This is a genomic window from Paenisporosarcina sp. HGH0030, assembly GCF_000411295.1.
GTDB lineage: Bacteria > Bacillota > Bacilli > Bacillales_A > Planococcaceae > Paenisporosarcina.
Window position 1 is genome coordinate 344,131 of the sequence record NZ_KE150422.1, and the last position, 26,768, is coordinate 370,898.

The 26,768-nt window shown below is 37.8% G+C and carries 28 protein-coding genes and 2 riboswitches; of the genes, 4 read left to right on the plus strand and 24 right to left on the minus strand.

From position 1 onward, the window contains the following. Positions 1-47 precede the first annotated feature (47 nt). Positions 48-1,331 carry an ATP-binding protein gene (locus HMPREF1210_RS13835; RefSeq protein ID WP_016429318.1) on the plus strand — a complete coding sequence of 428 codons (1,284 nt, stop codon included), beginning with the start codon at positions 48-50 and terminating at the stop codon, positions 1,329-1,331. Positions 1,332-1,467: 136 nt separating this feature from the next. On the opposite strand, the gene HMPREF1210_RS13840 is transcribed toward HMPREF1210_RS13835, so the two are convergent. From HMPREF1210_RS13840 to HMPREF1210_RS13890, 11 genes are all read right to left on the minus strand, one after another. Further along, positions 1,468-1,764, minus strand: a complete 297-nt coding sequence (locus HMPREF1210_RS13840; RefSeq protein ID WP_016429319.1) for a putative quinol monooxygenase — start codon at positions 1,762-1,764, stop codon at positions 1,468-1,470. 38 nt (positions 1,765-1,802) lie between these two features. Further along, positions 1,803-2,438 carry a nitroreductase family protein gene (locus tag HMPREF1210_RS13845; RefSeq protein WP_016429320.1) on the minus strand — a complete coding sequence of 212 codons (636 nt, stop codon included), beginning with the start codon at positions 2,436-2,438 and terminating at the stop codon, positions 1,803-1,805. A 43-nt stretch (positions 2,439-2,481) separates the two neighbouring features. Then, positions 2,482-2,922 (minus strand): MarR family winged helix-turn-helix transcriptional regulator, encoded by a 441-nt coding sequence (locus HMPREF1210_RS13850; protein WP_016429321.1) that lies wholly within the window; start codon positions 2,920-2,922, stop codon positions 2,482-2,484. A gap of 240 nt (positions 2,923-3,162) precedes the next feature. Beyond that, positions 3,163-4,083, minus strand: coding sequence for a patatin-like phospholipase family protein (locus tag HMPREF1210_RS13855; RefSeq protein ID WP_016429322.1), 921 nt, complete (start codon positions 4,081-4,083; stop codon positions 3,163-3,165). 264 nt (positions 4,084-4,347) lie between these two features. After that, positions 4,348-4,986 (minus strand): thiamine phosphate synthase, encoded by a 639-nt coding sequence (gene thiE / locus HMPREF1210_RS13860; protein WP_016429323.1) that lies wholly within the window; start codon positions 4,984-4,986, stop codon positions 4,348-4,350. Beyond that, positions 4,976-5,800, minus strand: a complete 825-nt coding sequence (gene thiD / locus HMPREF1210_RS13865; protein ID WP_016429324.1) for a bifunctional hydroxymethylpyrimidine kinase/phosphomethylpyrimidine kinase — start codon at positions 5,798-5,800, stop codon at positions 4,976-4,978. The genes thiE and thiD overlap by 11 nt, the downstream gene beginning before the upstream one ends. Beyond that, a complete protein-coding gene (thiM, locus tag HMPREF1210_RS13870; RefSeq protein WP_016429325.1) occupies positions 5,797-6,552 on the minus strand; it encodes a hydroxyethylthiazole kinase in 756 nt (251 codons plus the stop codon). Before thiM ends, thiD begins: the two co-directional genes overlap by 4 nt. After that, on the minus strand, positions 6,542-7,222 hold the full coding sequence (tenA, locus tag HMPREF1210_RS13875; RefSeq protein ID WP_016429326.1) for a thiaminase II: 681 nt from the start codon (positions 7,220-7,222) through the stop codon (positions 6,542-6,544). Before tenA ends, thiM begins: the two co-directional genes overlap by 11 nt. A 68-nt stretch (positions 7,223-7,290) precedes the next feature. After that, positions 7,291-7,387: riboswitch (TPP riboswitch) on the minus strand. Positions 7,388-7,451: 64 nt separating this feature from the next. Next, a riboswitch (TPP riboswitch) is annotated at positions 7,452-7,550 on the minus strand. 119 nt (positions 7,551-7,669) lie between these two features. After that, positions 7,670-8,107 (minus strand): GNAT family N-acetyltransferase, encoded by a 438-nt coding sequence (locus HMPREF1210_RS13880; protein WP_016429327.1) that lies wholly within the window; start codon positions 8,105-8,107, stop codon positions 7,670-7,672. Between the two features lie 61 nt (positions 8,108-8,168). Then, positions 8,169-8,711, minus strand: coding sequence for an AAA family ATPase (locus tag HMPREF1210_RS13885; RefSeq protein WP_016429328.1), 543 nt, complete (start codon positions 8,709-8,711; stop codon positions 8,169-8,171). Positions 8,712-8,846: 135 nt separating this feature from the next. Next, the gene (locus tag HMPREF1210_RS13890) at positions 8,847-10,109 is read right to left on the minus strand and encodes an erythromycin esterase family protein (RefSeq protein ID WP_016429329.1); all 1,263 of its coding nucleotides are present in this window, start codon (positions 10,107-10,109) and stop codon (positions 8,847-8,849) included. A 217-nt stretch (positions 10,110-10,326) separates the two neighbouring features. On the opposite strand from HMPREF1210_RS13890, the gene HMPREF1210_RS13895 reads away from it, so the two are divergent. Beyond that, on the plus strand, positions 10,327-11,028 hold the full coding sequence (locus HMPREF1210_RS13895; protein WP_036660212.1) for a hypothetical protein: 702 nt from the start codon (positions 10,327-10,329) through the stop codon (positions 11,026-11,028). 392 nt (positions 11,029-11,420) lie between these two features. On the opposite strand, the gene HMPREF1210_RS13900 is transcribed toward HMPREF1210_RS13895, so the two are convergent. The 5 genes from HMPREF1210_RS13900 to HMPREF1210_RS13915 form a co-directional block, all read right to left on the minus strand. After that, complete coding sequence (locus tag HMPREF1210_RS13900) at positions 11,421-11,705, minus strand: hypothetical protein (RefSeq protein WP_016429332.1); 285 nt, start codon at positions 11,703-11,705, stop codon at positions 11,421-11,423. Between the two features lie 64 nt (positions 11,706-11,769). Beyond that, positions 11,770-11,901 (minus strand): hypothetical protein, encoded by a 132-nt coding sequence (locus HMPREF1210_RS18525; RefSeq protein WP_255349293.1) that lies wholly within the window; start codon positions 11,899-11,901, stop codon positions 11,770-11,772. Positions 11,902-12,010: 109 nt separating this feature from the next. Next, entirely contained in the window at positions 12,011-12,550 is a 540-nt protein-coding gene (locus HMPREF1210_RS13905) for a 2'-5' RNA ligase family protein (protein ID WP_016429333.1), read from the minus strand. Between the two features lie 163 nt (positions 12,551-12,713). Beyond that, positions 12,714-13,109: an NUDIX domain-containing protein gene (locus HMPREF1210_RS13910; protein ID WP_016429334.1), complete on the minus strand. Its 396-nt coding sequence runs from the start codon at positions 13,107-13,109 to the stop codon at positions 12,714-12,716. 116 nt (positions 13,110-13,225) lie between these two features. Beyond that, entirely contained in the window at positions 13,226-13,819 is a 594-nt protein-coding gene (locus HMPREF1210_RS13915) for a kinase (protein WP_016429335.1), read from the minus strand. Positions 13,820-14,111: 292 nt separating this feature from the next. On the opposite strand from HMPREF1210_RS13915, the gene HMPREF1210_RS13920 reads away from it, so the two are divergent. Together HMPREF1210_RS13920 and HMPREF1210_RS13925 are read left to right on the plus strand one after the other, a co-directional pair. Further along, positions 14,112-14,996, plus strand: a complete 885-nt coding sequence (locus HMPREF1210_RS13920; protein WP_016429336.1) for an EAL domain-containing protein — start codon at positions 14,112-14,114, stop codon at positions 14,994-14,996. 303 nt (positions 14,997-15,299) lie between these two features. Then, positions 15,300-16,253 carry a GGDEF domain-containing protein gene (locus HMPREF1210_RS13925; RefSeq protein ID WP_016429337.1) on the plus strand — a complete coding sequence of 318 codons (954 nt, stop codon included), beginning with the start codon at positions 15,300-15,302 and terminating at the stop codon, positions 16,251-16,253. A gap of 251 nt (positions 16,254-16,504) precedes the next feature. Here the strand turns inward: HMPREF1210_RS13925 and HMPREF1210_RS13930 are convergent, their stop codons facing one another. From HMPREF1210_RS13930 to HMPREF1210_RS13965, 8 genes are all read right to left on the minus strand, one after another. Continuing rightward, a complete protein-coding gene (locus HMPREF1210_RS13930; protein ID WP_016429338.1) occupies positions 16,505-22,012 on the minus strand; it encodes an S-layer homology domain-containing protein in 5,508 nt (1,835 codons plus the stop codon). 335 nt (positions 22,013-22,347) lie between these two features. Then, positions 22,348-22,908, minus strand: a complete 561-nt coding sequence (locus HMPREF1210_RS13935) for a GNAT family N-acetyltransferase (protein WP_016429339.1) — start codon at positions 22,906-22,908, stop codon at positions 22,348-22,350. Positions 22,909-23,027: 119 nt separating this feature from the next. Next, positions 23,028-23,465: a GNAT family N-acetyltransferase gene (locus tag HMPREF1210_RS13940; protein ID WP_016429340.1), complete on the minus strand. Its 438-nt coding sequence runs from the start codon at positions 23,463-23,465 to the stop codon at positions 23,028-23,030. A 58-nt stretch (positions 23,466-23,523) separates the two neighbouring features. Beyond that, positions 23,524-23,886: a cupin domain-containing protein gene (locus tag HMPREF1210_RS13945; protein WP_016429341.1), complete on the minus strand. Its 363-nt coding sequence runs from the start codon at positions 23,884-23,886 to the stop codon at positions 23,524-23,526. Positions 23,887-23,946: 60 nt separating this feature from the next. Continuing rightward, positions 23,947-24,375 carry a GNAT family N-acetyltransferase gene (locus tag HMPREF1210_RS13950; RefSeq protein ID WP_016429342.1) on the minus strand — a complete coding sequence of 143 codons (429 nt, stop codon included), beginning with the start codon at positions 24,373-24,375 and terminating at the stop codon, positions 23,947-23,949. A gap of 50 nt (positions 24,376-24,425) precedes the next feature. Further along, entirely contained in the window at positions 24,426-24,779 is a 354-nt protein-coding gene (locus HMPREF1210_RS13955) for a VOC family protein (RefSeq protein ID WP_016429343.1), read from the minus strand. A 22-nt stretch (positions 24,780-24,801) separates the two neighbouring features. Beyond that, positions 24,802-26,271 carry an amidase family protein gene (locus tag HMPREF1210_RS13960; protein WP_016429344.1) on the minus strand — a complete coding sequence of 490 codons (1,470 nt, stop codon included), beginning with the start codon at positions 26,269-26,271 and terminating at the stop codon, positions 24,802-24,804. Positions 26,272-26,320: 49 nt separating this feature from the next. Next, positions 26,321-26,662, minus strand: a complete 342-nt coding sequence (locus HMPREF1210_RS13965; RefSeq protein WP_016429345.1) for a hypothetical protein — start codon at positions 26,660-26,662, stop codon at positions 26,321-26,323. Between the last annotated feature and the right edge of the window lie 106 nt (positions 26,663-26,768).

Genomic DNA, 26,768 nt, shown 5'->3' on the forward strand with positions numbered 1-26,768 from the left:
ATATAACTAAATAGCATCATACTTTCCAATATTTAAGGGGTACAACAATGAAAAAAAGCACCGATTTTTACCGAATAATTCCGTTTGTCTATTTGATTATAGGTCCAGTCTGGGTTATAGGGACAGATTATTTATTATATGATCCTAACACCATTTTTGAAAAAGTCCTTCTCCTTCAGACATTCAAAAGTCTGTTATTTGTTTTCTTTACCGCCATTCTTTTGTATTTTTATATTAAAAATTTGAGAGATTCAAAACTAATTGAAGAAGAAAAAGAGAAGCTCACACTGCTAATAGATACCATGCCAGACTGTGTTTCATTTAAAGATGGTGAAGGCAAGTGGCTTCAAATCAATAAATTTGGTGCTCAATTATTCGAACTAGAAGGCATCGATTACAGGGGCAAGGACGATAGAGAGATGGCCCAGTACACTGATTATTATCATGATGCTTTGATTTATTGTATTGATACCGACGAGGAAGCTTGGAGGGCTGGGAAAGTCACTCGCTGTGAAGAAACCATTCAATTAAGAGATGGCTCAAGCAAAACGTTCGATGCATTCAAAGTGCCCATTTTCAATCCTGATGGTTCGAGAAAAGGGCTGGTCGTAATCGGGAGAGATATTACAGCATTAAAAGAAACGGAAAGTATGTTGAGACAGTCAGAAAAAATGTCTGTTATTGGTGAACTGGCTGCAGGCATTGCTCACGAAATACGTAACCCTTTGACCACTATTAAAGGTTTTTTGCAAATGGGGAAAGATAAGGCCATTAATCTTGAGCCTCATACCGAGATGTTGATTGATGAAATAGACCGAATTAATACCATCGTTAACGAACTATTGATTGTTTCAAGACCATCGGAAGTTATTTTTTCCAACAAAAACATAAATACAATTGTTAAAGAAGTCATTCAATTGTTATCGACAGAAGCATCGCTTCAAAATATTCAACTGAATTTAAATGAATTAGAAAAATTTGATACATATTGTAATGATAGTAAATTAAAACAGGTGTTTATCAATATTCTAAAAAATGCTATAGAATCTATATCCACTCAAGGTGAAGTCAATATCACTTTATTCGAAAAAGATGAAAACTATTTTGCGATTAAATTTGAAGATAATGGGTGTGGGATTGAGGAAAGCCGTTTGAAACACATTGGTGAGCCATTCTATAGCGTAAAAGAAAAAGGTATTGGCTTAGGAATGACTGTTAGTTTTAGTATTATTGAATCTCATAAAGGAACTATTAATATATCAAGCGAAGTCGATAAAGGAACTAGCGTGGAAGTGTTGTTGCCTAAATATAAATTACAAGCTATTTCATAAATGAATTTGCCCCTCTGCATCCTAGCATCAATTAACCTTGTTCATAATTCGTTCGTCATTCATTATGCAAGTATAGTTACAAAAGCAAAAAGACACCTCCAATCTATATTACTGGAAGTGTCTTTTTGCCATCTTATTATTTGATTCTCTCATTACCTTCGTAGATTTTCACATTCAAAGGTCCGGCTAGATATTCTGCAGCTCTACTTGAAAAGGAAGTGAAGTGATCACTTTTGTTGTGACTTTCGACAGCGTTCATATCTTGCCATACTTCGACCATCGTGTATAAGTTTTCTTTCTCTATATCTTTCAATAAGTCGTATGAAACATTTCCACTTTCAGCTCTAGAGGCTGTGATTAGTGGATGAATTTCTTCCAAAAATGCTTGTTCTTTTTCTACTTGCACTTGAAATTCAGCATGAATAATAAACATCGATTCAGTTCCTCTTTTCTGTTACTTGACTGTTAGCTTTATTTCCATTCAGTGATGGCATCCACAGGTAGACGGACAGACTGATACCCTTTATCTATCGCTTTTCCAATCGAAATTAGCATAACGGGATAGTAACGCTCTTTGTCCATACCAAAAGCTTCAGCAATTTGGTCCTTTTCATAACCACCTATTGGATTCGTGTCATAACCGTGAGCTCTTGCTGCGAGCATCAGTTGCATGGATACTAAACCAGCATCAATTAAGTTCATTTCCTTCAATTGTTCCGGTGACATGGTTGAAACCAATCCTTTGATAGCTGGTAGCTGTGCATCTCTGACTTCAGCTGGCATCAGACCTTGTTCCACTGCTTTACCGTAAATGTCGTCAGCATAGTCGATGCTGTTCATATCTGCAAATACGGCAATCATTGCAGCAGATGTTGCCACTTGGTTTTGATTGAATTTGGCCAGGGGAGCCAATGTCGCTTTACCTTCTGGGCTATCGATGACAACAAAACGCCAAGGTTGGAGATTAACGGATGAAGGGGCAAGCGTGGCAGTTGTTAGTATTTCAGTCATTTCCAGTCTTGTTATTTTCACCGTCGGATCATAATTCCGGATGGAACGACGTCCTGATACGATTTCATTAAAGTCATTTATAAGTGTATGGTTCATTTTTCATTCTCCTTTATATTTATACTAGTTTGTCGTATTGCGACTACTCATTTGGATTAATATTTTTGACGTTGTCTTGTATCCGTGTCAGCATGTCCAAAAGTAAAGAGCGTTCCTCTGCATTGAATCCAGTTAAAACCTTCGAAATGAATTGCTGTTTCTCTTTTTGGTAAGCAACAATTCTTTCACGACCTTCATCCGTCAGACGAACAAACGTAAATCGATTATCTGCGGGATTCTTACGTCGTGTGACCATTCTCTTTTCTTCCAATTGCTTTAAGTGCCTCGTTACAGCTGCATGATCTATATTCACTTCTTTTTGAAGCTCCGTCTGACTGATTTCATCCACTTCAAACAACTTGTTCAACAAATCCAATCGGGATTGACTGATGCCTGTACAGCGCTCAAACTTCGGGCTTGTTTGCTTATTTATCTCATATAATCGATAGACAATTTTTCCTTCATCTGAACATGAGTTGGACATAAAACCACCCCTTTAATGTTTGACGGGTCAACAGTTGACCCATCAACTACTATAATACGATGCATTATTAAAATCAACTAATTGAATCGTTTAATAACTCTTCTTCTTGAAAACTGCAATTATATCCAGTGATTTTTAAGGTTATAAGCAAGAAAAACCCCCATTCATCCAAAGAATAAAAGGAAGGTTTTTCAACTATTTTGAAAGCAGGTCGTTAATCGAAACTCACAGATATTAATACTAACGATTTGAAGTTTGAAAGCTTCTTCCATGAATTGGCGGTGTCCAAGATTTCAGAAATTGCTCGGTTCGACTCCGTCCTCTTTCAATCAGAGCCTCTCTCCTTTCTTTACTAAGATCAAAATCTGTAGTGTTAACATCATCTACTGGTATGAAGATAATATCTTTCTCATGTTTCCTGGAAATGTACCTTTCATCATGCGCATTTTGCATCGTTGAAAAAAGCGCTTCGAATAAATTGAGTCCATTGTTGATTTTATTTCCTTTCGATTCGTGGTGGCCACGACTGATTTTCAAACCAAGAACGGGTCGTTCCCTATTTCCATCTTTATCATCGAATAACCACAAAGGAAAGTTACTCAACACTCCCCCATCAACAACAATTGTCTCCCCATTCTTGACTTTCAAAGTGACTGGTTCAAAGAAAAAAGGGATGCCACAACTCATACGTAAAGCACGGGCAATGGGGAAGCTATCTGCTGATAGCCCATAACTTGCTAAGTCATCTGGAAATACAATTATTTTTCCATTCGTCAAATCTGAAGCCACGAGCTTCAACGTACCATCCGGTAAATCACCAAAAGAATATACCCCTTTTGCCGCCAATTTTTCCATGAACCAGTTTTCCAGTGCATTGCCTTGGTACAGTCCCATGTGCCAATACAGGAAAATCCATTTCATAAATGGTAATGGAACGATCGATTTTCGTGTATCGAGTAGGGTTTTGAAATCTAAATCACCCAGCATCTCTTCCATTTCCTTACCAGTGTATCCAGCAGCAATAAAGCAGGCAAGAATAGCCCCTGCACTTGTTCCCGCTACTCGTTGAAAGCGATATCCCTTTTCCTCCATTACTTGATATGCACCAACTAATGCAAAATTTTTCAAGCCTCCTCCAGAAAACACCCCATCTATTAACATGCTTACGCTCCTTTTTTCAAGTCGTTGTCTTACACTGTAATAAGAAAGAACGCAAATTAGAACTTAATTCGACAATGACTTGTTGAGCAAAAGCGTATTAAAAGAAGTGAAAAGCCTTCCCCGCTCGGTCGGGAAGGCTTCATTCATGTCTTCATTTGATGTATTGGGGCAACTATTGGTGTTATTGGGGCAACTCTTCATGTTATAGGGGCAACTTTCCCCGTTATTGGGGCAACTTTCCCCGTTATTGGGGCAACTAACCAATTATCTCCTAATTTCATCTTTACTTAATATCAAGGATACTGTTGCATGACGGTCCTGACATTGACAAATCGCTGAAATGATTGCCACACCGTCGGCACCAGCCTGTAGCGGTTCGTGTGCATTTTCAGCTGTGATTCCTCCAATAGCGACGATTGGGTAATCGAGATGTAAACTTCGGGCTTGTCGCAAGAAAGTGAGACCTGCAGGAGCCATTGCATCAGATTTCGACCTTGTTTCATATATCGGACCAATCCCAACATAATCCGCACCACCTTTGATGGCACCTTCGAGCTCTTGTTGGGTATGCACGGAAACTCCTACGATTTGTCCCGTGAACTTTTCTCTTATATCCGTAAGGGCGATGTCATCCTGCCCTACATGCACCCCATCTGCATGCAATTTTATCGCTAATTCCACATCGTCATTGATAATGAATGGTACCTTGTAAGATTTGCATATTTCCTGACATTGCCGTGCAAACTCTTCCAGTTCATCCCCTTTCAATGCCCCATCACCTTTTTCTCTCAACTGAAACATTGTTACGCCAGCCTCCAACGCATCCTTTAAAACAACCAAGGGATCTTCAACACAATTGGGTGTACCCATTATGAGGTATACTGCCAAATCTTTACGGTTCAATGATGGTCACCTCACAAATTGCTTTTAATTGCTTATAAGCGAAATGGTTGGTCGGTCCATGTCCATGGCCGATACCAAGAGGATTCTCGAGAGCCAGCTGGACAAATTTTTTCGCTTCAATCAAAGCTTCCTTCAAAGGAATTCCTTGTCCCAAAAATGCAGTTAATGCGGCAGAAAACGTACAGCCCGTTCCATGTGTATGCTTGGTGTTGATACGAGGGGTAACCATTTTAAAGCTAGTCCCATCGGCCATAAAGACTGTATCAGTTGCCGTATCTCGTTCTTCTAGATGACCGCCCTTCATGACCACGCAATTGACACCCATTCCTAAAATCGCCTTGGCTGCTTTGTGCATATCTGACTCCGATTGGATTTCCAAACCAGCCAGCACCTCGGCTTCTGGAATATTTGGGGTTAATACTGTTGCAAGAGGCAATAGGTTGGTCCGTAAAGTTTCCACGGCTTGATTCTGCAAAAGGTTTGCGCCTCCTTTGGCAATCATCACAGGATCAACGACAAGCTGTACATTTTTTTCTCGCAAATTATTTGCTACTTCTTCAATGATTTCTGTTGAAAAGAGCATGCCTGTTTTGACTGCTTGGATGGGCATATCCTTAAAGACAACATCTATTTGTTGTGCCACGAAATCGGGTGATGTTGGAAAGATCCCTTCTACACCCAGCGTATTTTGAGCAGTCAGTGCTGTAATCGCGGACGTACCAAATACGCCAAGTTCCTGAAATGTTTTCAAATCGGCTTGTATACCGGCTCCGCCCCCACTATCCGAGCCTGCTATCGTCATGACAATGTTCATTTTCCATCACCTTTGGAAAAGAGATGCAAAGCATTTAGTACTTCAGTCTGGAAAGAGCCAGGAAGTTGTGCCTGAGACGATGCTTGCTCGGATATTTGTTTATAAGCTTGAAGGAGATCACGTAAGTTGAGGAGGGCCTCTCCATCCAAACTTAAAGCCGCCGTACAAATTGCACTCAACAAACACCCAGTACCGGTTACCTCGGTCATTCGTTCATGCCCGCCAGTTATCCAAAATTCTTTGTTTCCATCGGTAATATAATCTGAAGCGCCAGTCACAGCTACTATACAATTCCAATCCTTCGCTACTTGCTTGGCAACGTCCGCGATGTCCATGTCACCTTCTCCACTGTCCACTCCTTTTGACTTCCACGAAACACCTGCTATTGCAGCCAGTTCACCTGCATTACATCTGATTAAATTAAACCGAACTTGTTCCAGCAAATCCTTCACTGCCTGTTTGCGAAATGACGTAGCTCCTACGCCTACTGGATCCAAAACAACGGGTGTACCAAGTTCATTCGCTTTTTTACCAGCCAGAAGCATCGCTTCTTGCGTTCGTGTATTGATTGTGCCGATATTAATTAATAGAGCCGAGGAAATGGCAACCATTTCTTCTACTTCTGATATCTCATCCGCCATGATTGGTGACGCACCGATTGCTAGCAACCCATTGGCTGTAAAGTTCGCCACGACATAGTTTGTCATGCAGTGAACGAGAGGCTTTTTTTGACGTATTTGTTCAATAGGCATAGACTTTCACCTCGTTTTCCCAGTTCTCAAGTGTCCAAGGCATTTCCCAGAATTTCCACTCGTAATAGCAGCTCTTAGCAAAATGACTTTTCAGCACATTTCTCTTATTCGGATTTGCCTCTGCATATCGATTCATCATTTGCATTTGATGCTCGATTTTTTCTTTGTAACCTGGTGCACTATACACGGCAATCCAATCTTCATAAGCTTTGACACCTGGTTTAGCGTCTTTATACTTCTCCCCGATTTCCTGATAGAGCCATGGACAAGGGAACATGGCGGCAAACGCTTCTGCCACATCCCCGTTATGAGCTGCATTGTACATATGCGATACGTAGTTGTAGGCAGCCGGAGCAGGTTCAAAGTGTGCTTCCATTTCCTCCGTAATAGCGAGCTCTTTGAAAACAGTTCGGTGCAACTCAAGCTCGGCTTCATTGATGTAGCGGGCAGATTCTAAAAAGAATGCTATGTCTTCATTCGTTTCAGCCTTCGTAGCGGCAATCGCCAGCACCTTTGTGTAGTGTTTTAAATAATAGGCGTCCTGCATCATGTAATACGCAAATTTCTCAAGTGGCAATGTCCCGTCCACCAGTCCCATTACAAAGGGATGATCAAAACTGCCTTGCCAATAAAGATCCGTTTCTTTTCGTACTTCTTCACAAAATGTCATTACTAGTCCTCCTTCTTTGGATGGACGCAAGTGCAAAAAACGCCCTTTTGCGTATGACAAAAGAGCGTTTCTGATGAAACATTGCTCCCTACGTCAGTGTTAACTGTCAGGTTCCAAGGGTCAGGTTTTAACCTTCTCAACTAAAAAGTCCCCCCGCAATTAAAATATTGAATTAGAAACAAAAAAGCCCTCCATAATGGAGAGCTACAGTACAAAACAAAAGCGTTAAACCGCTATGTACTTTGCTCCCTACGTTCGTCTTAACGAACAGGTTCAAAGGGTCAGGTTTTAACCTTCTCAACGCCAATGCGTCCCCCCGCAACTATTTTAATTACTTACATACTAGCACACTATCAGGAAATCTCAAGAATCGTGGTGAGTAATTTCAGTTTCCATCATGAATGAAAAAACCCTTCAACTCCTTCAAAGAACTCATTTCATCATCGTTTACAATTTTTTTCTGAACGAAAAACACCATTTATCATAATCCATTCTGTCTTCATAGAACCTATGAGCATCGGTTCTTTGGATTCCCGATTCCAGTGCTACATATTCGGCACCATTTTCTTTTGCCCACTCATGTATGAACTCCAACAATGTCTCTCCATACCCAAGCGAACGTTTAGAGACGTCCGTAACTAAATCATAAATATAAACGTGACGGCCGCTATAAAAATTTGTTCTCAAGCTCACGCCTGCCAAAGCTACGATTTGATTTTGAGCAAATAAGGCAAAAAGTCGATATCCGTCTTGTGTCATTTGTCCAAGCAATTCCTGAAAAGACTCTATCGTCAAATCCAATCTTAACTGTTTCATTAGTGGAAATGCACGTTCGAATTGTTCTGGTTTGGTTAGTTCTAAGATTTTATGGGTTGAATCATCCATCGTCATTCCTCCGTCAAAATTAGTTTCCGTCACATGTCCCATGTAGCACAAAAGTCTTCATCTATTTAACAGCTTCTACTATTTTTAGTTTTTCCTTTAGGGTTTGAACAATCGTATGTACTGGGACGTTCTCCGTGTTGATGTAATCCCCAAAATCATGTTCTTTATATGCTTTCAGGCATTTCGATGTTTGTTGGAAACACCAATTCCCTTCTTCCTCCCCACGTTCCCTAAGTCTATCGAAAATAGTTTCCTGATTTGCTGTTAAACAAAAATGGCTTGTTTGTTCATCTATCTTCTTAAATCCATCAAATATGTAATTAAAATATTCTACTTTCCGAATAGTCATTGGAACAATTAAGTTCACTTTATACTGTGCGATTAAGTGCTCAGCTACGGTAACGGTTAATTGTTTCCAAAGCTCCAAATCCTGAAAATCTCCTGTTTTTGCTTCAAGAGCCATAACATCTACTGGGAGAATTTTGCCTAACAAAGTACCTATTTCTTCCGGATCAAAAATCATACTATTTTCGACTTCTTTCTGTAGTTCATTGGAAACAGTGGTCTTCCCCACCCCAAATGCTCCATTTATCATGATAATCATTCGTACACCAGTCCTTTCCCTTTAGTTTCATCCTTCTACAAGCATTAATTATTGTTACATTTTACCATTCTTTCATTGTTGAATTAAATAACAAAAACAAAAAAACACCGCAAATGCGGTGCAATTAGTGAGTGATTATGGGTTGTCATGCTCAATTGGACTAAGGGCTTTGGTTTCGTCCAGATAAATGAAAGCGTCGTAGCGACTTCCCATTTTTGAAGGTACATAATTCCCGTAAGCTTCGAACTCAGGATTATAAACCACGCCAATTGCCCGATGACCAATCCATTCATCAAACAGGTGGCGATTGTCATCATCGAAAATCAATAACTTATTAAATTCACCGGCTGCATGCATAGCGTATTCCCATGATTTTTCCATAGCTGGTGGCACGACCATCATTTCATATGGGTTTGCCCATTGGTCAGTTGCGATAACTGTTCCCTTGTGTGTGCCAAATCCGACAGCGAAAACATTTTCTTTTCTGTTCTGTAGACGGAGAATCTGTCCAACGTTCACCATGCCAGCCGCTTCCATATCCGTTGCGGAAGCATCCCCGATATGGGTGTTGTGTTCCCAAATGATGATTTTTGCATCGTTTCCATGATAGTCCATGACTTCGTTTATCACTTCAACCATATGCTCATCACGGACATTCCAGGAGATATCATCACTACGGACCATAGCCCGGTAATATTCTTCAGCGTTTTGTGCAACCATTGCATTGATTTTCAAGTTCAAATCGGCTTCCTGTACATCATTATAGTTATCTTCATGAACGCGTATAGACTTTAGTAGCTTAGTCACTTCATCGATACATGCTTCCGATATATTTACCGAAGACATGGCATACGTTTCAGGATGTCGATTAAAAGGTTCAAAGCACGCGAACGCTTTCCTGGCCAGATCCAGATCCTCACTTTCTGGATCTGTCTTGCTTAAATAAGTGATTACTTCGTCCAATGACTCCCACAAACTGTAGACATCAATTCCGTAAAAACCTACGTTTTGACTAACTCCAATTTTGGCATTGTGTTCCTTGAGCCATGTGATAAAGTCAGCAATTTCCTCATTAGCCCACATCCATGTTGGCCAACGGTTGAACGCCTTTAACACATCTTTTACATCTTCTTTTTCTTCTGAGTACCCTTTAATATATCGATTAACTTGTTGGCTGGATGGCCAATCACCTTCAACAGCAATAAGAGTGAATCCTTTTTCCTCAATCAACCTTTTTGACAGTTCAGCACGAATCGAATAAAACTCTGAAGTACCATGGCTTGCTTCTCCCAATAGAACGATTTTCGCTTCGCCGATTGCTTCTATAATAGGTGTAAAATCATCTTGTGTTTCAAAAGGAATAGCATATTTTTTAATGGATTGCTCTAGGGAATTCATTGAAACACTCCTTTATCAGTTGAGTTTACGTCTTCTCTGATATCTATTATTGTTTATTACTTACTATATCTATCATTCTAAATTCCCCTGTTTTCCAACCTTTATTCTTAAAAAATCATTTAATTGAAAAAAGGATATAAATGGCATGCAACAAATTCATGAAATGGGAAAAGATAAAAAATTGAATGAAGAATATATTTTAAGGGGCGGGTATAGCATGGCCATGGAATGGTTTAACCGAGTAACAGCCGAACTGCAGGATCATCTGAATTCGATCTGTGATGAATATGATAAAGTCGGTCATATGACGATTGATCAAAGTGCCAAACATCCGAGAATTGAGTTTTTCGTCGAGACGGAAGATGACGACAGAGAGTTTTTCTGTACCCTCCTCTTTGATCCTCATAACGAAGAATTTTACATTGAAACATTTGATTTCGAATATGAAATGCAGGCAAGGATTATACTCCCTGATATTGAAGATGTTATTGACGCCGTCCACGAAAGTTTCCATTCTTTTATGAACGGAGATAGTGAAGCGTTTTATGTGGATGAAGTAGATGATGAAGATGATTATGTATTGGAAGAAACTTATGTAACAGATGAAGATGAAGACGGTGAAGAGTATTATGTAGATGAAATTGTACATGATGATTATGATCCTGAAGAGGTCGGCGTTGATTGGGAATCTCCTGAAGTCACCGCATTTCATATAGAAGATGAAGTAGAAATCACCTATCAGTTTGGACTGGTTGGGGACACGGGTCACGGCGTCCTCAAAAGAGTCAACCGTTATTGGCTGGATGACGAGCTCCATAAAGACGAAAGCATCTTTACGTTTTCTAAAGAAGAGGCCAGCACAATGATTGCTATGATTGCGAGCCATATGGACTCGATGACTGAATATAAAGAACTTTAACTTCACTAACAGGTATCTGGGATAATACTTCCGATACCTGTTTTTAATTTGCTCGTACAGATCCGCTCATTAGCCCGGTGTTGTTAACATCCCCTCTAATACTATTTTTAGAATTAACATTTACTTATCGCCTAACTTTTTTGAATAAACTTCAGGGATGATTGAAAAAATAATTATGCCTAGTATCACAGCGAAAAATATATTTCTACTAATCCCTCCGAGTAATAGTAGTGATGTTAGAATTACTAAAAATAAGATTCTCCACCCAATAACAAATTTGTTCATTTTGACACACCCCCGAGTGTTGTTATTCCTTATTTAAAAAAATCATTTTTTATCTTATTTATCTATACTCACTGATTAGCTCGACTTAGAAATACTTTCCACATTAATTATTCAAAAGGTGAACAATATAGCCACAATAAAATTAGTAAGCCTAAGTTGATTACCCCAAATATAAAAGAGATAAATTTAAAAATAGCAATATGGTATCTTTCAGGGAAAAATTTCTCTGAAATGAACAGTAGACCTCCTAGTAACATTTCAACAAATGAAAATGTGTTAATGCCTCCGGTAAAATCGTCATCCTCTTCGTATCCCTTAAAAGCAACATAAAAAGCATTTCCAACCAATAATACTAAAATGAATGAAATTATTAATAGAACATATATATTCATAATAAAATGCATCTCCTAATGTAATCCAGATCTACGATGTAAGAATCAGTTAATGTTAAGAGTTTTATTTATCGTTATCTAAATCACTATCAAGAAAAGATTTTTCATTTTCTTTTATTCCATTCTCTTTTTCAAGAAATTGACCAATTACTGATCTGTTTATTCCGTTTCTTACTGCTATTTCAATAACGTTCATAAAAATCACTACGCCAACCAAAAAAAGACAATTGATATAACAGCAGTCTGCATTTAAAGCCCCCCATAATTAATCAACAATTACTAAATTTTACCACAAAAACAGAATTTTAGTTCAATCCATTTAATGGGATATCTATATACTTTATATATTTATTTGTTTCAACCTCTTGATAAACCCTTACAAATTTAACATCAAAAGTTGGATAAGGACTAAGTTCTTGTTCTGCTAAGTCTTTCATATCTATAAGTTCTATTTTTGTTAAACCATAATTTGTTTTCCCCAAAGTCATATGTGGTACAAAGTCGTCCAGCTCAAAATACTGTTTAATTAATTCGTTGGAAGGAGAAATTTCTCGAACTATAGTTTTATGTAGTTTATATAATTCATGGGAATTTGCACTTAAATAAAGAATGTCTTCACCAAAGAACATTGGTTTATCAAGTGTAATTTGAAAGGGTTGAAAGTTATTACATACTTTTCTAACTCTACTTAGCCACTCTTCATCTGGGGTTAATCCACCTTGTGCTTTTAGAGTTATATGTGGTTCCACAAAATTTGTAATCAGATTATTTTTCCACTTATGCTGAAAATCTATTAGTTTCATTTTGTATTCATCTGAAGGTACAATCCCAATAAAATATTGCAATAATATCACTCCCTCTTTCAATGATCTTGAACTAAATGCAAATTAACTATAAGTTATTAATCTTTTTATTGCCTCGACAACAATCTGGGGTTCATCGTTTTGGATATAATGAGCACTATTTTCATGTTGACGCCACCAAAGGAATGTCCTACCAAAATGTCGTTTAGTTGAAAATTGATTGTACTGTGATAGCAACTTCTTTAGGCTTAACGTCAATGTATGATAATTTTTCTATTTCAACCCATATTGGCAAATATGTACCTCTATCTCGATTATTATCAGTGTATTCTTCTCCTTGTCCAGTACCAAAAATCCCATCGAGTATTTCAGCTAAGAAAAAGTATTGAGTACCGTTACAGTCCACCTTTGCAATGCACTTACTAACGTTTACTATTACACCTAACTCCTCAAAGGCCTCTCTTTTTGCAGCTGTTTCAGGATGTTCACCTTCTTCAATTCCGCCTCCAGGAAAAACATAGTAAATTGAACCGTTCCTAATTCGTTTAATCAGCCCAACTTTATTATTTTCTACAAGAATAACCGAAGCTCTGTCTCTCAAAATTATCCTCCCTATTTCTTACAGCCATTAAATTAAAAGAGCTCTATTTTGAGCTCAATATTTACCTCAAGGTCTTTAGTGTGAAAAGTGTTTTCCTTTAAAAACTAGATTCCCATTTAATTTTGAAATACTAGGTCTGCTTGCTTCTTTGGAGATTCTGTATCCAAATAATACTCTTCTGCTTTCCAGTATCTATTTCTAAATTTCTCGATATTGCTTTGTGTCACATCACTTTCACGGTTATATCTTATTTCTCTCGGACAATCCAAATAAACTAAATAATCGTAGAATCTTCTCCACTCATTTCGTTGTAGAAATACTCCTTCAACGATAATTAGACAAGTTTCAGGTAATCTAACTACTTGTATATTGTGTGTGTCAGATTGATTATCATAAGTTATTAAGTTTAGTTCTTCAGACGTTTTTAGTTTGATGAACAAATTCTCTTTTAACCAATCAGTATCCCATTGTAAATGGTAGTACTCATACCACTCTTCATAATCGGTGTCGTAACGCCTTTTTTTCTCCACAATGTAGTCATCTATATGGAAAATGCAGATGGGGATATTTTTTTCTTGAAGATGGTGTTGAACTTTTTTTACAAAGGTTGTTTTCCCAGAACGGCTTAATCCATCTATTCCAAGAACGACTCTTTTACCTTTTTCAACGGGTGGAATTTCATTTAGTAGAGTATGTATGTAATCTTCCATGCCAGTCCCCCCTAATTCAAGTGCTTAATATTTCTTCCACTGGGATCGTGAGTAACTGTCAAGAGAGCTATTTTGGCACGTTTTTCACCTCGATTATGTAAATCTTACTATACCAATTCTCCTAAACTACCTGTTTTCCTTTTTAAACTAATTTTATTCATCGCTCTTATAAAGACGTGCTATAAATCCTAAATAGCTAGAAACTTTTTACAATTCCTTAATACTCAAGAAATATTGCATCGCTATACTATATAAAAGTACACAAATAGAACGCAATGTTAAGGGAGATTAAATGAAGATTAACCAGATAAGTACGATGTTTAAATATTTACGATATTTACATAATAACCATAATTTTGTTATTCAAGAATTTAAAAAAAGTGAAGAGTTTAAGGGACTTATAAGTAAGCAAAAGATAACAACTGTATTTCAGCCGATTTTATCTCTTGTGGAAAATGAAACCATTGGATATGAAATACTGAATCGTCCTGAGATCACATCCTTGTTTCCATCAACAGAAAAATTTTATGATTATGTGGGTCAAAGTGATAACGTCTTTATGGTCGAAGCCTTTTTGCGCAATCTATCACTTGAGAGATATTCGGAGCAGTTAGAGCATTCGCAAGAGTTTAAAAATCGGTTGGTTTTTCTTAATATTCAACCACAAGTACTAACAGATTCGGCGTATCGAAGTGGAAAAACGTTGGAGCTATTAGATAAATATAATCTTTCTCCTAGCCAAGTTGTATTAGAAATGACGGAAAAAGAAGCTGTGATTGATTATAATCGATTTGAAAAAATAATAGAGAATTATCGTCTACAAGGATTTAGAGTTGCCGTGGATGATGCTGGAACAGGTTATAATAGTCTCAAAACGCTTGCATATTTAAAACCGGAATTCATCAAGATTGATAAATCGCTGATCCGTAATATTAACATTCAACCAGCTCAACAACAGTTAGTCGAACTTCTGGTCGAGTTTGCACTGCAATCCAAAACCGACGTTATTGCAGAAGGCATTGAAACATTGTCAGAATTGGAGTTTATTCAAAAACTTGGCGTTCATTATGGACAAGGTTATGCATTAGGAAAACCGAACCCTCTATTAAAAAATGGAATAGTACCCTTAACTCAATCACCTATTGTCACACCTGCAAATTTATATCGCGCTAAATGAAATTCTAAATAAGTACAGATTAGAAAAAACATGCTCATGTATTTCCTTTTTTGAATTCAACATAAACACCCCTCACATCATTTTTAATTAGATTTTGTGAAGGGTTGTTTTTATACAAAAATTAACCCAATATATCCCTTTATATAAACTAAAAGAACTATTATAGTATAGATAATATGCTTCATGTTTTTACCAATTGAAATTAAAAGTATTAATTACCTTCTTTAGTTTAAGTACAACTCTTACCACAATGTTCAAGTGAATAAGAAATTAACGACAAAATTACTAAATATGGGGGTTTATATGATTGCTTATATCGGAGATATTGCTAAAGAAATACCTAAGGTACCTTTTGGAACGCCTTGTCACCAGGTGGACCAAATTTTTCATAATGATTTAAGTCTGCAAGGCATTGTTATCACTGAGCAAAATTCAGCTACAGCCTTAATTACTAGAACTAATTTTTATCAAAAAATGGGTACACAATATGGTTATAACCTTTACATTAAGAAGCCTATTGAAATATTAGCCAATAATAATCCATTGATTGTGGACTTTTTCACTTCCATTGTTGAAGTCAGTAAGTTAGCGATGGATAGATCCGAAGAAGAAATATATGATGACGTAATTATACAATTAGACGATATAATCGTCGGTGTAGTGAGTATTAAAAGCCTTCTAATGAAAGTTTCTGACATACAAGTTGAGTTTGCTAGTTATTTAAATCCCCTGACTAGGCTGCCAGGAAACATTATTATTAATCAAAATCTAAACAAAGTTTTGGAGCATAAAAAAGAGTTTAGTCTCTTATATATAGATTTAGACCGTTTCAAAGCTTATAACGATTATTATGGCTTTAAAAAAGGAGACGAAATTCTTCAGCTAACTGCAGATTTATTAACTAACTCCCTTGATAATAAAGAAAGTTTTTTAGGTCATATCGGAGGCGACGATTTTATTGTTCTTTTTAACCATTACTTCTATGAAGAATACTGTGACAGAGTAATCAATGCATTTGATGAGCAAATCAAAAAATTTTATACAAATGAGCATCTAAAAGAAAATTTTATCTATACCACAAATCGTGAGTATCAAATGGAAAAGATTCCGTTAGTTTCTATATCGATTGCCGTCGTTACAAACGAGCATGAAGAATTTACCTGTGTTGAAGATATTGTCTCGGAGGCTACTCGATTAAAAAAAATATGCAAAATGAAAAGTGAAAGCTGTTTCTACGTCAAACCAGTATTAGTCTAAGAAATTAGAATCCATGCAAAAAGACACCGCCAAATTGGCGGTGTCTTTTTGCAATTTTATTGACACTTTTTATTTCTTGATAATGGCGACGAAATCGCTACCGACTTGGCCTGTTTGCTTCTAGCCCACTAGCGAAAGGTGCAAAGAACCTCTTCTGCGAAAAAGAGGACGAATGGTATCCCAACCGTGTCCTTTTTCTTGCTGACGATACATGAGCCAAAGAGGTGCGGAAGCCTTTTGTTCTTTATTTATTATTTTTCAACAGATTCAAGTTTGTCGAGCATTCGATATAAAACTACCGCCGTTTCTGCTCTTGTCGTTTGCTTTTTAGGATCGAACGCTCCGTTTGATCGACCATTGATTAAACCCAGTTTACTTGCATTGCTTACTGCCTCTTTCGCATACATACTGATTTTCGAGTCATCCTTAAATTTGTCTTTTTGAGGCAAATTCGTCGTCAGTTCTGGATTTGAATAGTCAATAGCACGCATCATCATGGCCGCCATTTGCTCACGTGTGATATCTGCGTCTGGATCGAATGAGCCGTCGTCCTTACCGTTTACGATACCCATGCGATGAGCCGCTTCAATTTGTTGGGCTGCCCATTTTTTTGAAGCTGGGACATCTTTGAATGTTCCCTTATAGTCTTCCAAAGGCACTTGCAGTGCTCTTACAAGAAGGACAGCGAATTCAGCACGTGTCAATTTTTGTTCCGGTGCAAATAATTCAGCTGTTTTTCCTTCTGTTATAAAGCGTGAAGCTATGGAGTCAATTTCTTTATTAGCCCAGTGCTTGGCAGTATCTTTGAATGCGACATTTGCAGACATGACCGTGAACATGGATGGATTATTCTTGGTTGAAACGGTCCAATAGCCATTCTTCTCTTTTCCGCCAGCATAAACCCACGCGTTCGCTCCATTGTCGTAATAGACTGCTGTCGTTCGATGTTTATTGATAGTTTGAGCTAACTTCAGTTTCAGTTCGACTGGATACTCAAGTGAGTCAATCTCTTTATCTCCTGCCATTAAAGCGATGTCCACAATATCAGTGTAACGATTGCCAGTTGGAAGACCGGCTTCTTTTTCAGCCTTAACAGTTGAAATAATAGAGATGCTGCCTTGATTCTGCTGCAATTGTTTCGCAGCTTTAACTGGCAACACAACTTCATGACCGTTCTTCGTCAAGAAACGTAGGGGTTTGTCCGCAATGATTGCATTGGATATTACTTGTTTTGGAATGACCCATTTCGCGCTATCGGAAGTTGGCATTTGGTCAAAAGTCCAAGAATCATTCGTTTTTGTTAGTTGGCCTTCGTTTACGTTAAAAATTTGTTCCCCTGTAACTGGTGGTATAGGCGCAGGTGGAATTTCGTTTCCACCGTTGTTACTTTCTTGGTTACCTGTTGTGAACACGGAAACGTCAGAGCGCATTTCTCCGCCAAATGAATCCTTCACTTGAACATACCAGCTATGTTTAGTCGAACGTTCGAGATTATTCCAATTTACTTCCGCAATCGAACCATCCGTGATGTTTTTAACTTCACCGATCCGTTCAGTTGTGAATACTTCTGCCTTGAACATATCTGTAGCAACAACTTTTTCTTTCGGCGTCAAGTCCGTTTCAATCGTGAATTCATCTTTTCCAGGATAGTCTACTGGATTGTAGTAGTTATACTGATCCAAATAAGGTGAGTATGTCTGCATCTGGATGGTGTTTTCAACCGGATTTACTTTCATAAGACGCAGGAAGCCTTGTCCGCCTTCAGGTCCTCCCTGATAATCGGCTAACATTTGAAACACTTTCCGATCGGCTGTACCGTCCTTATCATCATCGATTTCGTCAACCAGTGTTTCAGCGTCATGGTAATGGCCTGACAATACCGCAATTACGTTTTCGTTCGTCTTGACGACATCGTTGAATATTTTTTCACCGATTGGGCTTCTGTTGCCGGATACCAATAAATATTCATGGAAGGAAAGAATGGCTTTCTTTTCAGGATACTTGGCTAGGACTTCATTCATCCATGCAATGTCCTCTTCATTCACTCCCCAGCCCATGTACATCATGATGAAATCATTGCCATTAGAACTGATCAGATCGTAATGGCCACGATTGTCTTTATAGGATTCCCCATAATAATCCTTGTCCATAAATCTTTGTTCCCCGAAGTATTTACTGTATTCATTATAGTCCCCTGTTTTGTGACCGACATCATGATTTCCTGCCAATACACCGTAAGGAATGTCTGCATTGTCAAGCGTGCCCATGAATGTATCCGCACGCTCCCACTGAATTGGCTGGTCAGCTTCATCGACCAAATCGCCTGTATGGAAAACGTATTTTAAGTTCAGGTTTTGTTTCGCTTCAGCCATCCATTTCGTCATTCTTTCGAAGATATGTGGGTAACTTTCGGAATAATATTGTGTATCCGACATCCAGATGAACGAATAATCGAAATCCGTTGTGGACGCAATTTCATCCTGTACCATCACTTGTACTTTTCCGTCCTTGACAAACTCTTTCACGTTGACGGATCCATGTAAAGTGAAGTTCTTGTCGTCTTTTGCAACTTTCCATTCTTGCAGTTCCCATAAAGCATTTACATGATTCCAAACGTACATTGATACTTTACGGCCGATCAGTGATTTCCCTTCCCAGTTCAGGACGATTTCGTCATCTTTATCAAGCTCTTCCCCTACAGTAACTTCAAATCGGTGATACGGGAATTTATCCAGTGAAGTAGTTTCAATGTACTCTCCGTCCACTTTGGCCATTTTATCTTTTGCCGTGACAACGGATTCACCTGCTGGAATCAGCTCTTTAGGCGGTTCCCGGTCTGCACTGTTTTCAAATACTGTGATTTCCTCTGCATCCGCTTCAAACTTGTGTCCCTTATAGAATGAAACATTCAGCTCATCCTTTGTAGGGTCCGTCACTTTCACTTGCAGTTTCGTCTCGTTCGGGTTGACGTTTTCCGTACCGTCTATCGGAGAAATGATTTCCGGCATGTATGGTTTTTCTTCCAATACGGTAAAGTGAATATCTTTTTGTACTTCATTCATGGCAACATCTTTTGCCGTGAATGAAACTGTATGTTCGCCTTGTGACAATTTTGCGGATGACGTCTCAAAAGGCATTGTGATTTCTTCCCCATCCAGCAACGCAGTCACGCTTTCAACTGCAGAGTACTTATCCTCAACCTCCGCCTGAATCGTAAAGGCACCTTTGTATTCCTTTCCTTCTTCAATCGAAGGGGTAATGATTGGTGCACTGTTATCGATAATAACTTCAGCTTTTGTATTTTCTGCATCCTGCGCTTCGACCGTATGCGTTCCTTCAGTTTCTCCAGTTGTGTCCCAAGCGTAGGCCTTTGCACTAAATTTCTCATCCGGCAGATGGAAGCTGAAATCGATTACCGGCTTGGCACTCGCACCGTCTCCGACCGATAGCTCTTTTTCGATATCTTTGTATTGAGGATCGTAAAGAGTGGTACCATCCGCTAAAACTAATCGTACATTTTTGACATAGAAGTCATCGCGATTTTCTTCTGAATTTGTATCGAAAGGAGACACTTTTGTACCTGCACGTATCGATATTTTGGTATCGAGTCCTTGCGTAAAGTGATCAGGATCCACCGGTATGGTCAAGGTTGTATAAGTGTTAATTGTGTCATCGAAAATGTGGAGCGTTTCATCACCAATCGTGACCCCGTTTTTAAAGTATAGATTGACATTTTTCGCATCAAAGGCGAAGTAAGCCTGTGTTGGTAGCGCAGGTTTGGTTTCGCCCGTGACATCCTTTTGATTAATTAATAGTTTTGAATCCTTGCCATACGTTTTCAGCAAAACAGTTTTACTTAAATAAGAGCCATCTTCCACGTTCAATCCTGTTACAATCGAATCGTCGTTTAATATTTCGATTTGCTTAACATCCGAAGCCACTTCATTTGTGCCATCTGATACCTGAACGTAATAACTTAAGTTCTCCTTCCCAAGTAACTCTGGTGAAGCAACCGTATGAGAATAAACAGTAGAATCGTAGGTTTTGGTTAAATCGACCATACGATATTCGTCGGTTTCATTTGTTCTATAGAAAAGACGCACCGTTTTGACCATGGACTCATCCGTTACATCGAATGAAAGATCAAGATTTTCGTGTCCCGACGTCGGGATAGCTTCAGTCAAATCGCTGATTGAAGGCGCTGTTTTGTCCTCAGTAAAAGTAACCTTGGCTTTTGGTATCTGGATTGGTGATAGGCTCCCTGGTGTCGCATTTTCCAAGCTGTGGCTGTATTTTTTCATGACATTGGATTTGCCATCTGAAGGATACGTGTATAAAATGCCTTTGTTCGCAGCCACGTCATCTACATCCGGCTGGTCGTAATAATAGGCAGATGAAATATCAATGCCTGTATTTGTTGCGATGGCTAAACCGCGATGACTCGAGTTGGCCATTCCTCCAGATTTGATTTCCGCGATGTCTACATTTTCAATCAAGTTCACATTGTAAATCTGGTTGAAATCAGCCACAGTCTTTTCTTGATTGCTCGCATTTTTAATCCAATAGACGATGGTTTTGCCACTAGGCAGGATAATGTCCTCTTTATCCGCTTTCCATATTAAGTCCGCTTCCGGACCTTCCGCTGGATAACGATAGCGAATCTTGTAATCTTTCAAGTTAATGGCTTCTGCCGAATTGTTATACACTTCGATAAACTCATAGCCATCCAGTGATCCGACATTCGTCGAGTCTGGAACGAGCTCTGTCACAAGAAGTGCAGGAACATTTTGTGGGTTAACGTCCATACCTTCAATCAACACTTGATAATCTTCTGTCCTAGCTGTATTTTGCCCATCAAATGCTTCAATGCGGTAGGTTACTTTGTTCGTCAATATTTCCGATTGGTCGATTTGGGCTTCAAACGTATTTTCTTCAGATGAACCGACCATATCCTTATGAAGCCAACTGCCATTTTCCGTCAGTTTGTAAAACAGTTTTACGTTTTCGAGTTTTGTTTCATCCGTAACCACTGCTTTGAATTTAACGGGTTCACCAACCGCAACTTTGTCGATCGCTTGATGTGCAATGACAGGTGCTGCTTTATCCTCGACTATTGGATCTGCAGGGGCTTGTCCCGTGATCAATCTACCTGGTGTCGGTGCTTCTGAAGACGAAAGAATGTCCATCGTTTTCCCGTCTTCCCCGGCTTTGTATTGAATGCCTTTATTTAAGCCGACATCAGCTTTCACATATTTTGCTGAAGTGAAAATATTGTTGGACGTATCCGCAACCGATATCGTTCGCTCGTCAGAGTTTGCCATTCCGTCCGACTCGATGTAGGTAAACTGACTTTCCGATAACTGGGTATTGAATTCGTTATTGAAATCTGCAAGTGTCAGATTCGTATTTGCTTTATTTTTGACCCACACGACGAGTGTCTCGCCTGGAGCAATCGCTTTGTCTTCATTAAATGTCCAATCTACCATTTTCCCATCTGGATATCCGTAGACTAACTTGTAATTCTTTAAATCAATTGATTGGGTGCTATTGTTATATAGTTCGATAAACTCAAACGCATCCGTTGACGTATCAGCTACATTATTGCTGTTAGGCAACAGTTCCGTAATGAGGATTGGAGAGAATGCTGCTGCCTCGACATGTGTTTGGCTTTTCTGCAATAACTCGGTTGGTGAAGGAATTACCGTGGAAAATGTTAAACTACTCATCAACGCAATTGGCACCAAAAATTTCTTGTTCATCTAGCAAAATTCCTCCCAAGTAAATATATTCCATCATCAGTTTACGGGAGAATTGTATGCGCATTATGAAGCAGAAGTAAAAGCTATGTAAATAAAAGGATTTTTATAGAAGGGGAGTAAAAAGAGGAGATAAAGGAGGGACATTCGAGGATATAAAACTTCCAGGAGATTTTTAAAGTTATAGACATTAGTTCTCTTTTATATGGTATGGATATATTTCTTTAAAACGGTTGTGGAGGACATGACGGAAAGCATTGCGCCGTAGTTGACGAAAAATGATACTTCATCACCCACCAGGACTCAATTCAATTCAATTCTTAATTTAATTTCCCATCTTAATAGAGATAACCTAGAAAATCTATATCGCCTTCAGTCCATTCATTCATACCGATTTTCTTAATCATTAATTCACTTATTTCTTCATAGCCTATTCCCAGTATAGTTTGATTTCTATCATCGATTTTCAACCATTTACATTTGTTCTTAACAGATTTGTAGCCGTTCTTTAAATACAATGTTTGATTGTCGGCAAATAAAATTATAAAATCAATATCCTTCCCTACACAGTACTTATCGATTTCTAATAGTAAAAGTGAAGCTATTCCTTTTGCACGGGATTCCTGTGAAACACATAAATCAATTATCCCAAGCACTTTTATAAGTTTTCCATTAAGGTTCATAACTCGGTAATCTAACCCAACCTGTGCAAGAAGGTGTTTATCCTCGTTAAAGGCTAAGAATCTAAAATGAGGCACTTGTTTAAAATAAATTCTATTGTTTGGATAAATACCCTCGAAACTCTCAGTCAATAACTCTTGAATTTTCTCAGTTATTTCGTTATCAATTTCGCACTCAATGATCTTTTTTATCTTCAAATTTTCTTCATTTTTCATCATAAATTAACAATCCTTTCTTGAACTATCCTTCTTTTAGATATTTTCTCAATCCAAATTGTTTTGCCTTCCAAACTATTTTCAAATAATTTAATTTACCGCACTCGTTGGTTTGATTACTATTAAACTGAAAAATAATAAAAACAATTTGACTCTTTTATAAATCCAATTTTTTCGTAAAGCCTTTGTGCTGTAATGTTTTCCTTACCTGTCTCAAGCGAAACTTCTTTTGCACCTGTTTCCTCTGCAAAATGTATGGCCTTCTTTATTAAATTCTCAGCAAATCCCTTTTTACGAGCATTTTCTTTCACATATAAATCATTTAACACCCATGACCGCTGCATACTAACTGATGAAAATGTTGGATATAGCTGAACAAAACCAACAGGATTATTCTCATTAAAGGCTATAAATACTACTGAGTCTTTGTTAATCAACCTTTCTCTCAAAAACTCTCTTGCACCTACCAGATTAGACGTTTGTTCATAGAATAATCTGTATAAATCAAATAGTTCTGTTAGCGAATCAAGCTCGTTTAATGTTGCTTTTTGAATTCTCATGTATTTTAACCCCCATTAATTGCCCAACAATTTTGATGTAAAACACCCGTTAGCAAAACTATTCCTGTTTCTTTAATGGCATATATAAAGAAGGATTTAATTCTGTACTTTCAATAACAATAGCAGTTAATCCATCATTTGATTTCGTTTCGTGCCACTCATCTTTCTCCCAAAATACAGCATCTCCAGATTGGACTTTAAAGTATTCTTCTTTATCATTACGAACAGTACCTTCTCCGGATAAGATTAACAAGAGTTGAGGAACTACCGCTTGGTGATAGCCTACAATACCATTCTTGTCTAAATGCATACAACCAATGTTAGTTGTCTTATCAGTTTGAATAATACGAGACATAATAAAATCTGAGTTGAATTTTGAAATCTGCTTACCACTTTCTTTATTAAATTGATAAAACTCCATTATGTACCTCCGATGACTTCGAAATATTTTACTTTTTGTAACTTTTCATATCGCCTATTATTAAATATTCAAATCCTTTTTTAAATAATAATGAGTGAATTCTCTGCCCACATTATCAATACTTCCGAATACTTGATAACCGTTTTTTTTATAGAAATCTAACGCCTGAAAACTTAATGTATCTACCTTGATGAAATCGCATTTTTTCTCTAATGCGAATTGCTCGACTTCCATCAATAGCTTGGAGCCGTACCCGAATTTCCGAGTTTCTTCATCAACTATTAAAGTGTGGATTTCTAACCAATTCCAGCACACTTCACCTAATAAACCACCACGAACAAGACCATTTTCATCTTTAAGGAATAAATTGATTTGTTCGTACCGCCCTCTTAAATCCTCTGGAAAATGAGCCAAGTTATATTTATATAGCTCATTATTAATGTGATTTTTGTCGTCATTATTTATTTCTCTTATGATTTGAAAACTCATTATTTATTACTCCTTTAATTTATTAGGACTCATTATCGTAAAATGGTTCTTTAACACTTACAAATCATTAAATGATTTCCATCAGGATCTTTAAAATTGAAATAGTGATTATGTTCGATATCACTTGTTAACTCAACTTGATTTTTCTTCATGTACTGAAAAGCTTCTTCTATATTTTCTGTATTGAGATGGAATACAGGTTTTTTAAATATATTTTCTTCTGAGAAAATTTTGCTATCTAATACAATCCCCGTACCATTCATAGGTATTACATAAATATGACCGAACAGAATTTCTCCATCTGCTGGTACACCTAATATGTCACAATACCAATCTCGAGCTTGTTCTATGTTACTTACTGGAATAAAGACCGTTCCGATTTGATTTAGAATAGGACTATTCAATGTAACACCTCCATATTTAATTTCAAATTAACTTCGGTGGTTTCCGATGTTTAGTAGCTTGTTCAAAAGCATAAGCGAGTTTGATTAGTATCCCTTCACTAAAAGCAGCACCAGCAAAAGTAATACCAAATGGCTTACCACTTTCCATGTATCCAGCAGGAATAGCTATAGACGGATATCCAGCTTTTGCACATATTGTGGAACCAATATAAGAAGGGAAAATGATCGCATCAAGATTATATTTTTTCAAAGTAAAATCAATACCCATGTCCTGCGAAAAATACAGATCTTCCAATTTCGCATTCAAATATTCAGGATTTCTTAACGTGTTGGGCAAGGTCTCTCGATATTCCAACTTACCCTGACCATATTTTAATGCCCTCTGTTCATGTTGTTTATTGAATTGAATTAGTTCTGTGAAAGAATGAACTGGAACATAGGATGGTAACTGAGATAAATAATTTCCTAAACTATGTTTTAGTTCATAGATAGATACTTCCCAACTCCATTCCCGATGGTAGGAAGGAATTTCGATATCCTCGATGACTTCTGCGCCTTCGCCACGTAAGGTTTGAAGTACATTGATAAACAGAGTTTTATCATATTCTCCTGATTGAAGGTAATCGTCAGAAGCATTATTGAATACGCCGATTCTGGCACCTTTTAATCCATTGGAATCCAAATAGATCGTATAATCCTGGAGTGAAATACCTTCACTTTTATATGTAGCTGGATCGCCTTTATCGAAACCTGTTAAGGAACCTAATAAGATAGCAGCGTCAGTAACCGTTCTTGCAAAAGGTCCAGCTGTATCCTGTGAATATGTAAACGGAATAATCCCTGTGCGACTGATTAAACCTACTGTTGGTTTAATTCCAACAACAGAGTTTTGAATTGCAGGACTCAGAATGGAACCATCTGTTTCAGTGCCTACAGACAATACGGTGAAATTTGCAGCAACGGCAACGGCTGATCCTGAACTTGATCCACCGACAAAAAGGTTCGCATCGCCATATGGATTTAATACTTGTCCGCCTCTGGAGCTATAGCCTGCCCACATTTCATTCGACATGCCATTAGCCAGTTCTGTCATATTTGCCTTACCTAGAATGACTGCACCTGCTTCACGGAGTTTTTGAACAAGGAATGCGTCTTTCATTGCAATATTATTTTCTAGTGCAAGTGTTCCTGCACTGGTATGCATGGAATCACTTGTTTCAATATTATCTTTAAGAAAAACTGGGATACCATGTAAAGGCCCCCTCGTTCCTTTTGTTTTTCTTTCATAATCCATTGCTTCTGCAATAAATATTGCATCCGGATTTATTTCAAGGACAGAATTTATTTTTGGACCGTCCTGGTCATACTTGGCTATTCTTTGAAGGTAATACATAACCATCTCTTTTGAGGTTATTTCACCGTTTTCTAAAGCGACCTGTATCTCATTGATTGTTAATTCTTCTTTAAAAAAATCATTAAACTTAATTTCCATGTAGTTCTCCTTTTTCAAAACCTTTTAGATTTAAAAGGCGATCCATAATTTAATTATTGATTACCACTGTTGTTTTTTTGACAGATGAAAGCTTGATTAGCCCCAACAATAAAAACAACATACTTACTGCCCATAAAACCCCAGCAAATCCTAGTAGCAGAGAGATTTCTTCGGATGCCATTGGATGGTTTATATCAAAAGCAATCGCCTTTAGTGCTTGGCTTACGGCCAAACTAAAAAACACAAAAAAACTAAGGACCAATGCATACGCCGCTCTGAATAGTTTTCGTTCTTTTGAGAATAACAATCTCAATACCACAATAAACGCGGTACCCATTACGATTGATAATCCAGCGACTAACATACCCATTGTTTCCTGTTCCATTGGCATGTCTCTCCACTCCCCAAAGATTAAATTTTCACTTTATTTATTTTAACATAAATTTACAGAGCCATTGGTTGATTTTCAATAAGAAAAAGGGAGTTCAATTCATTTG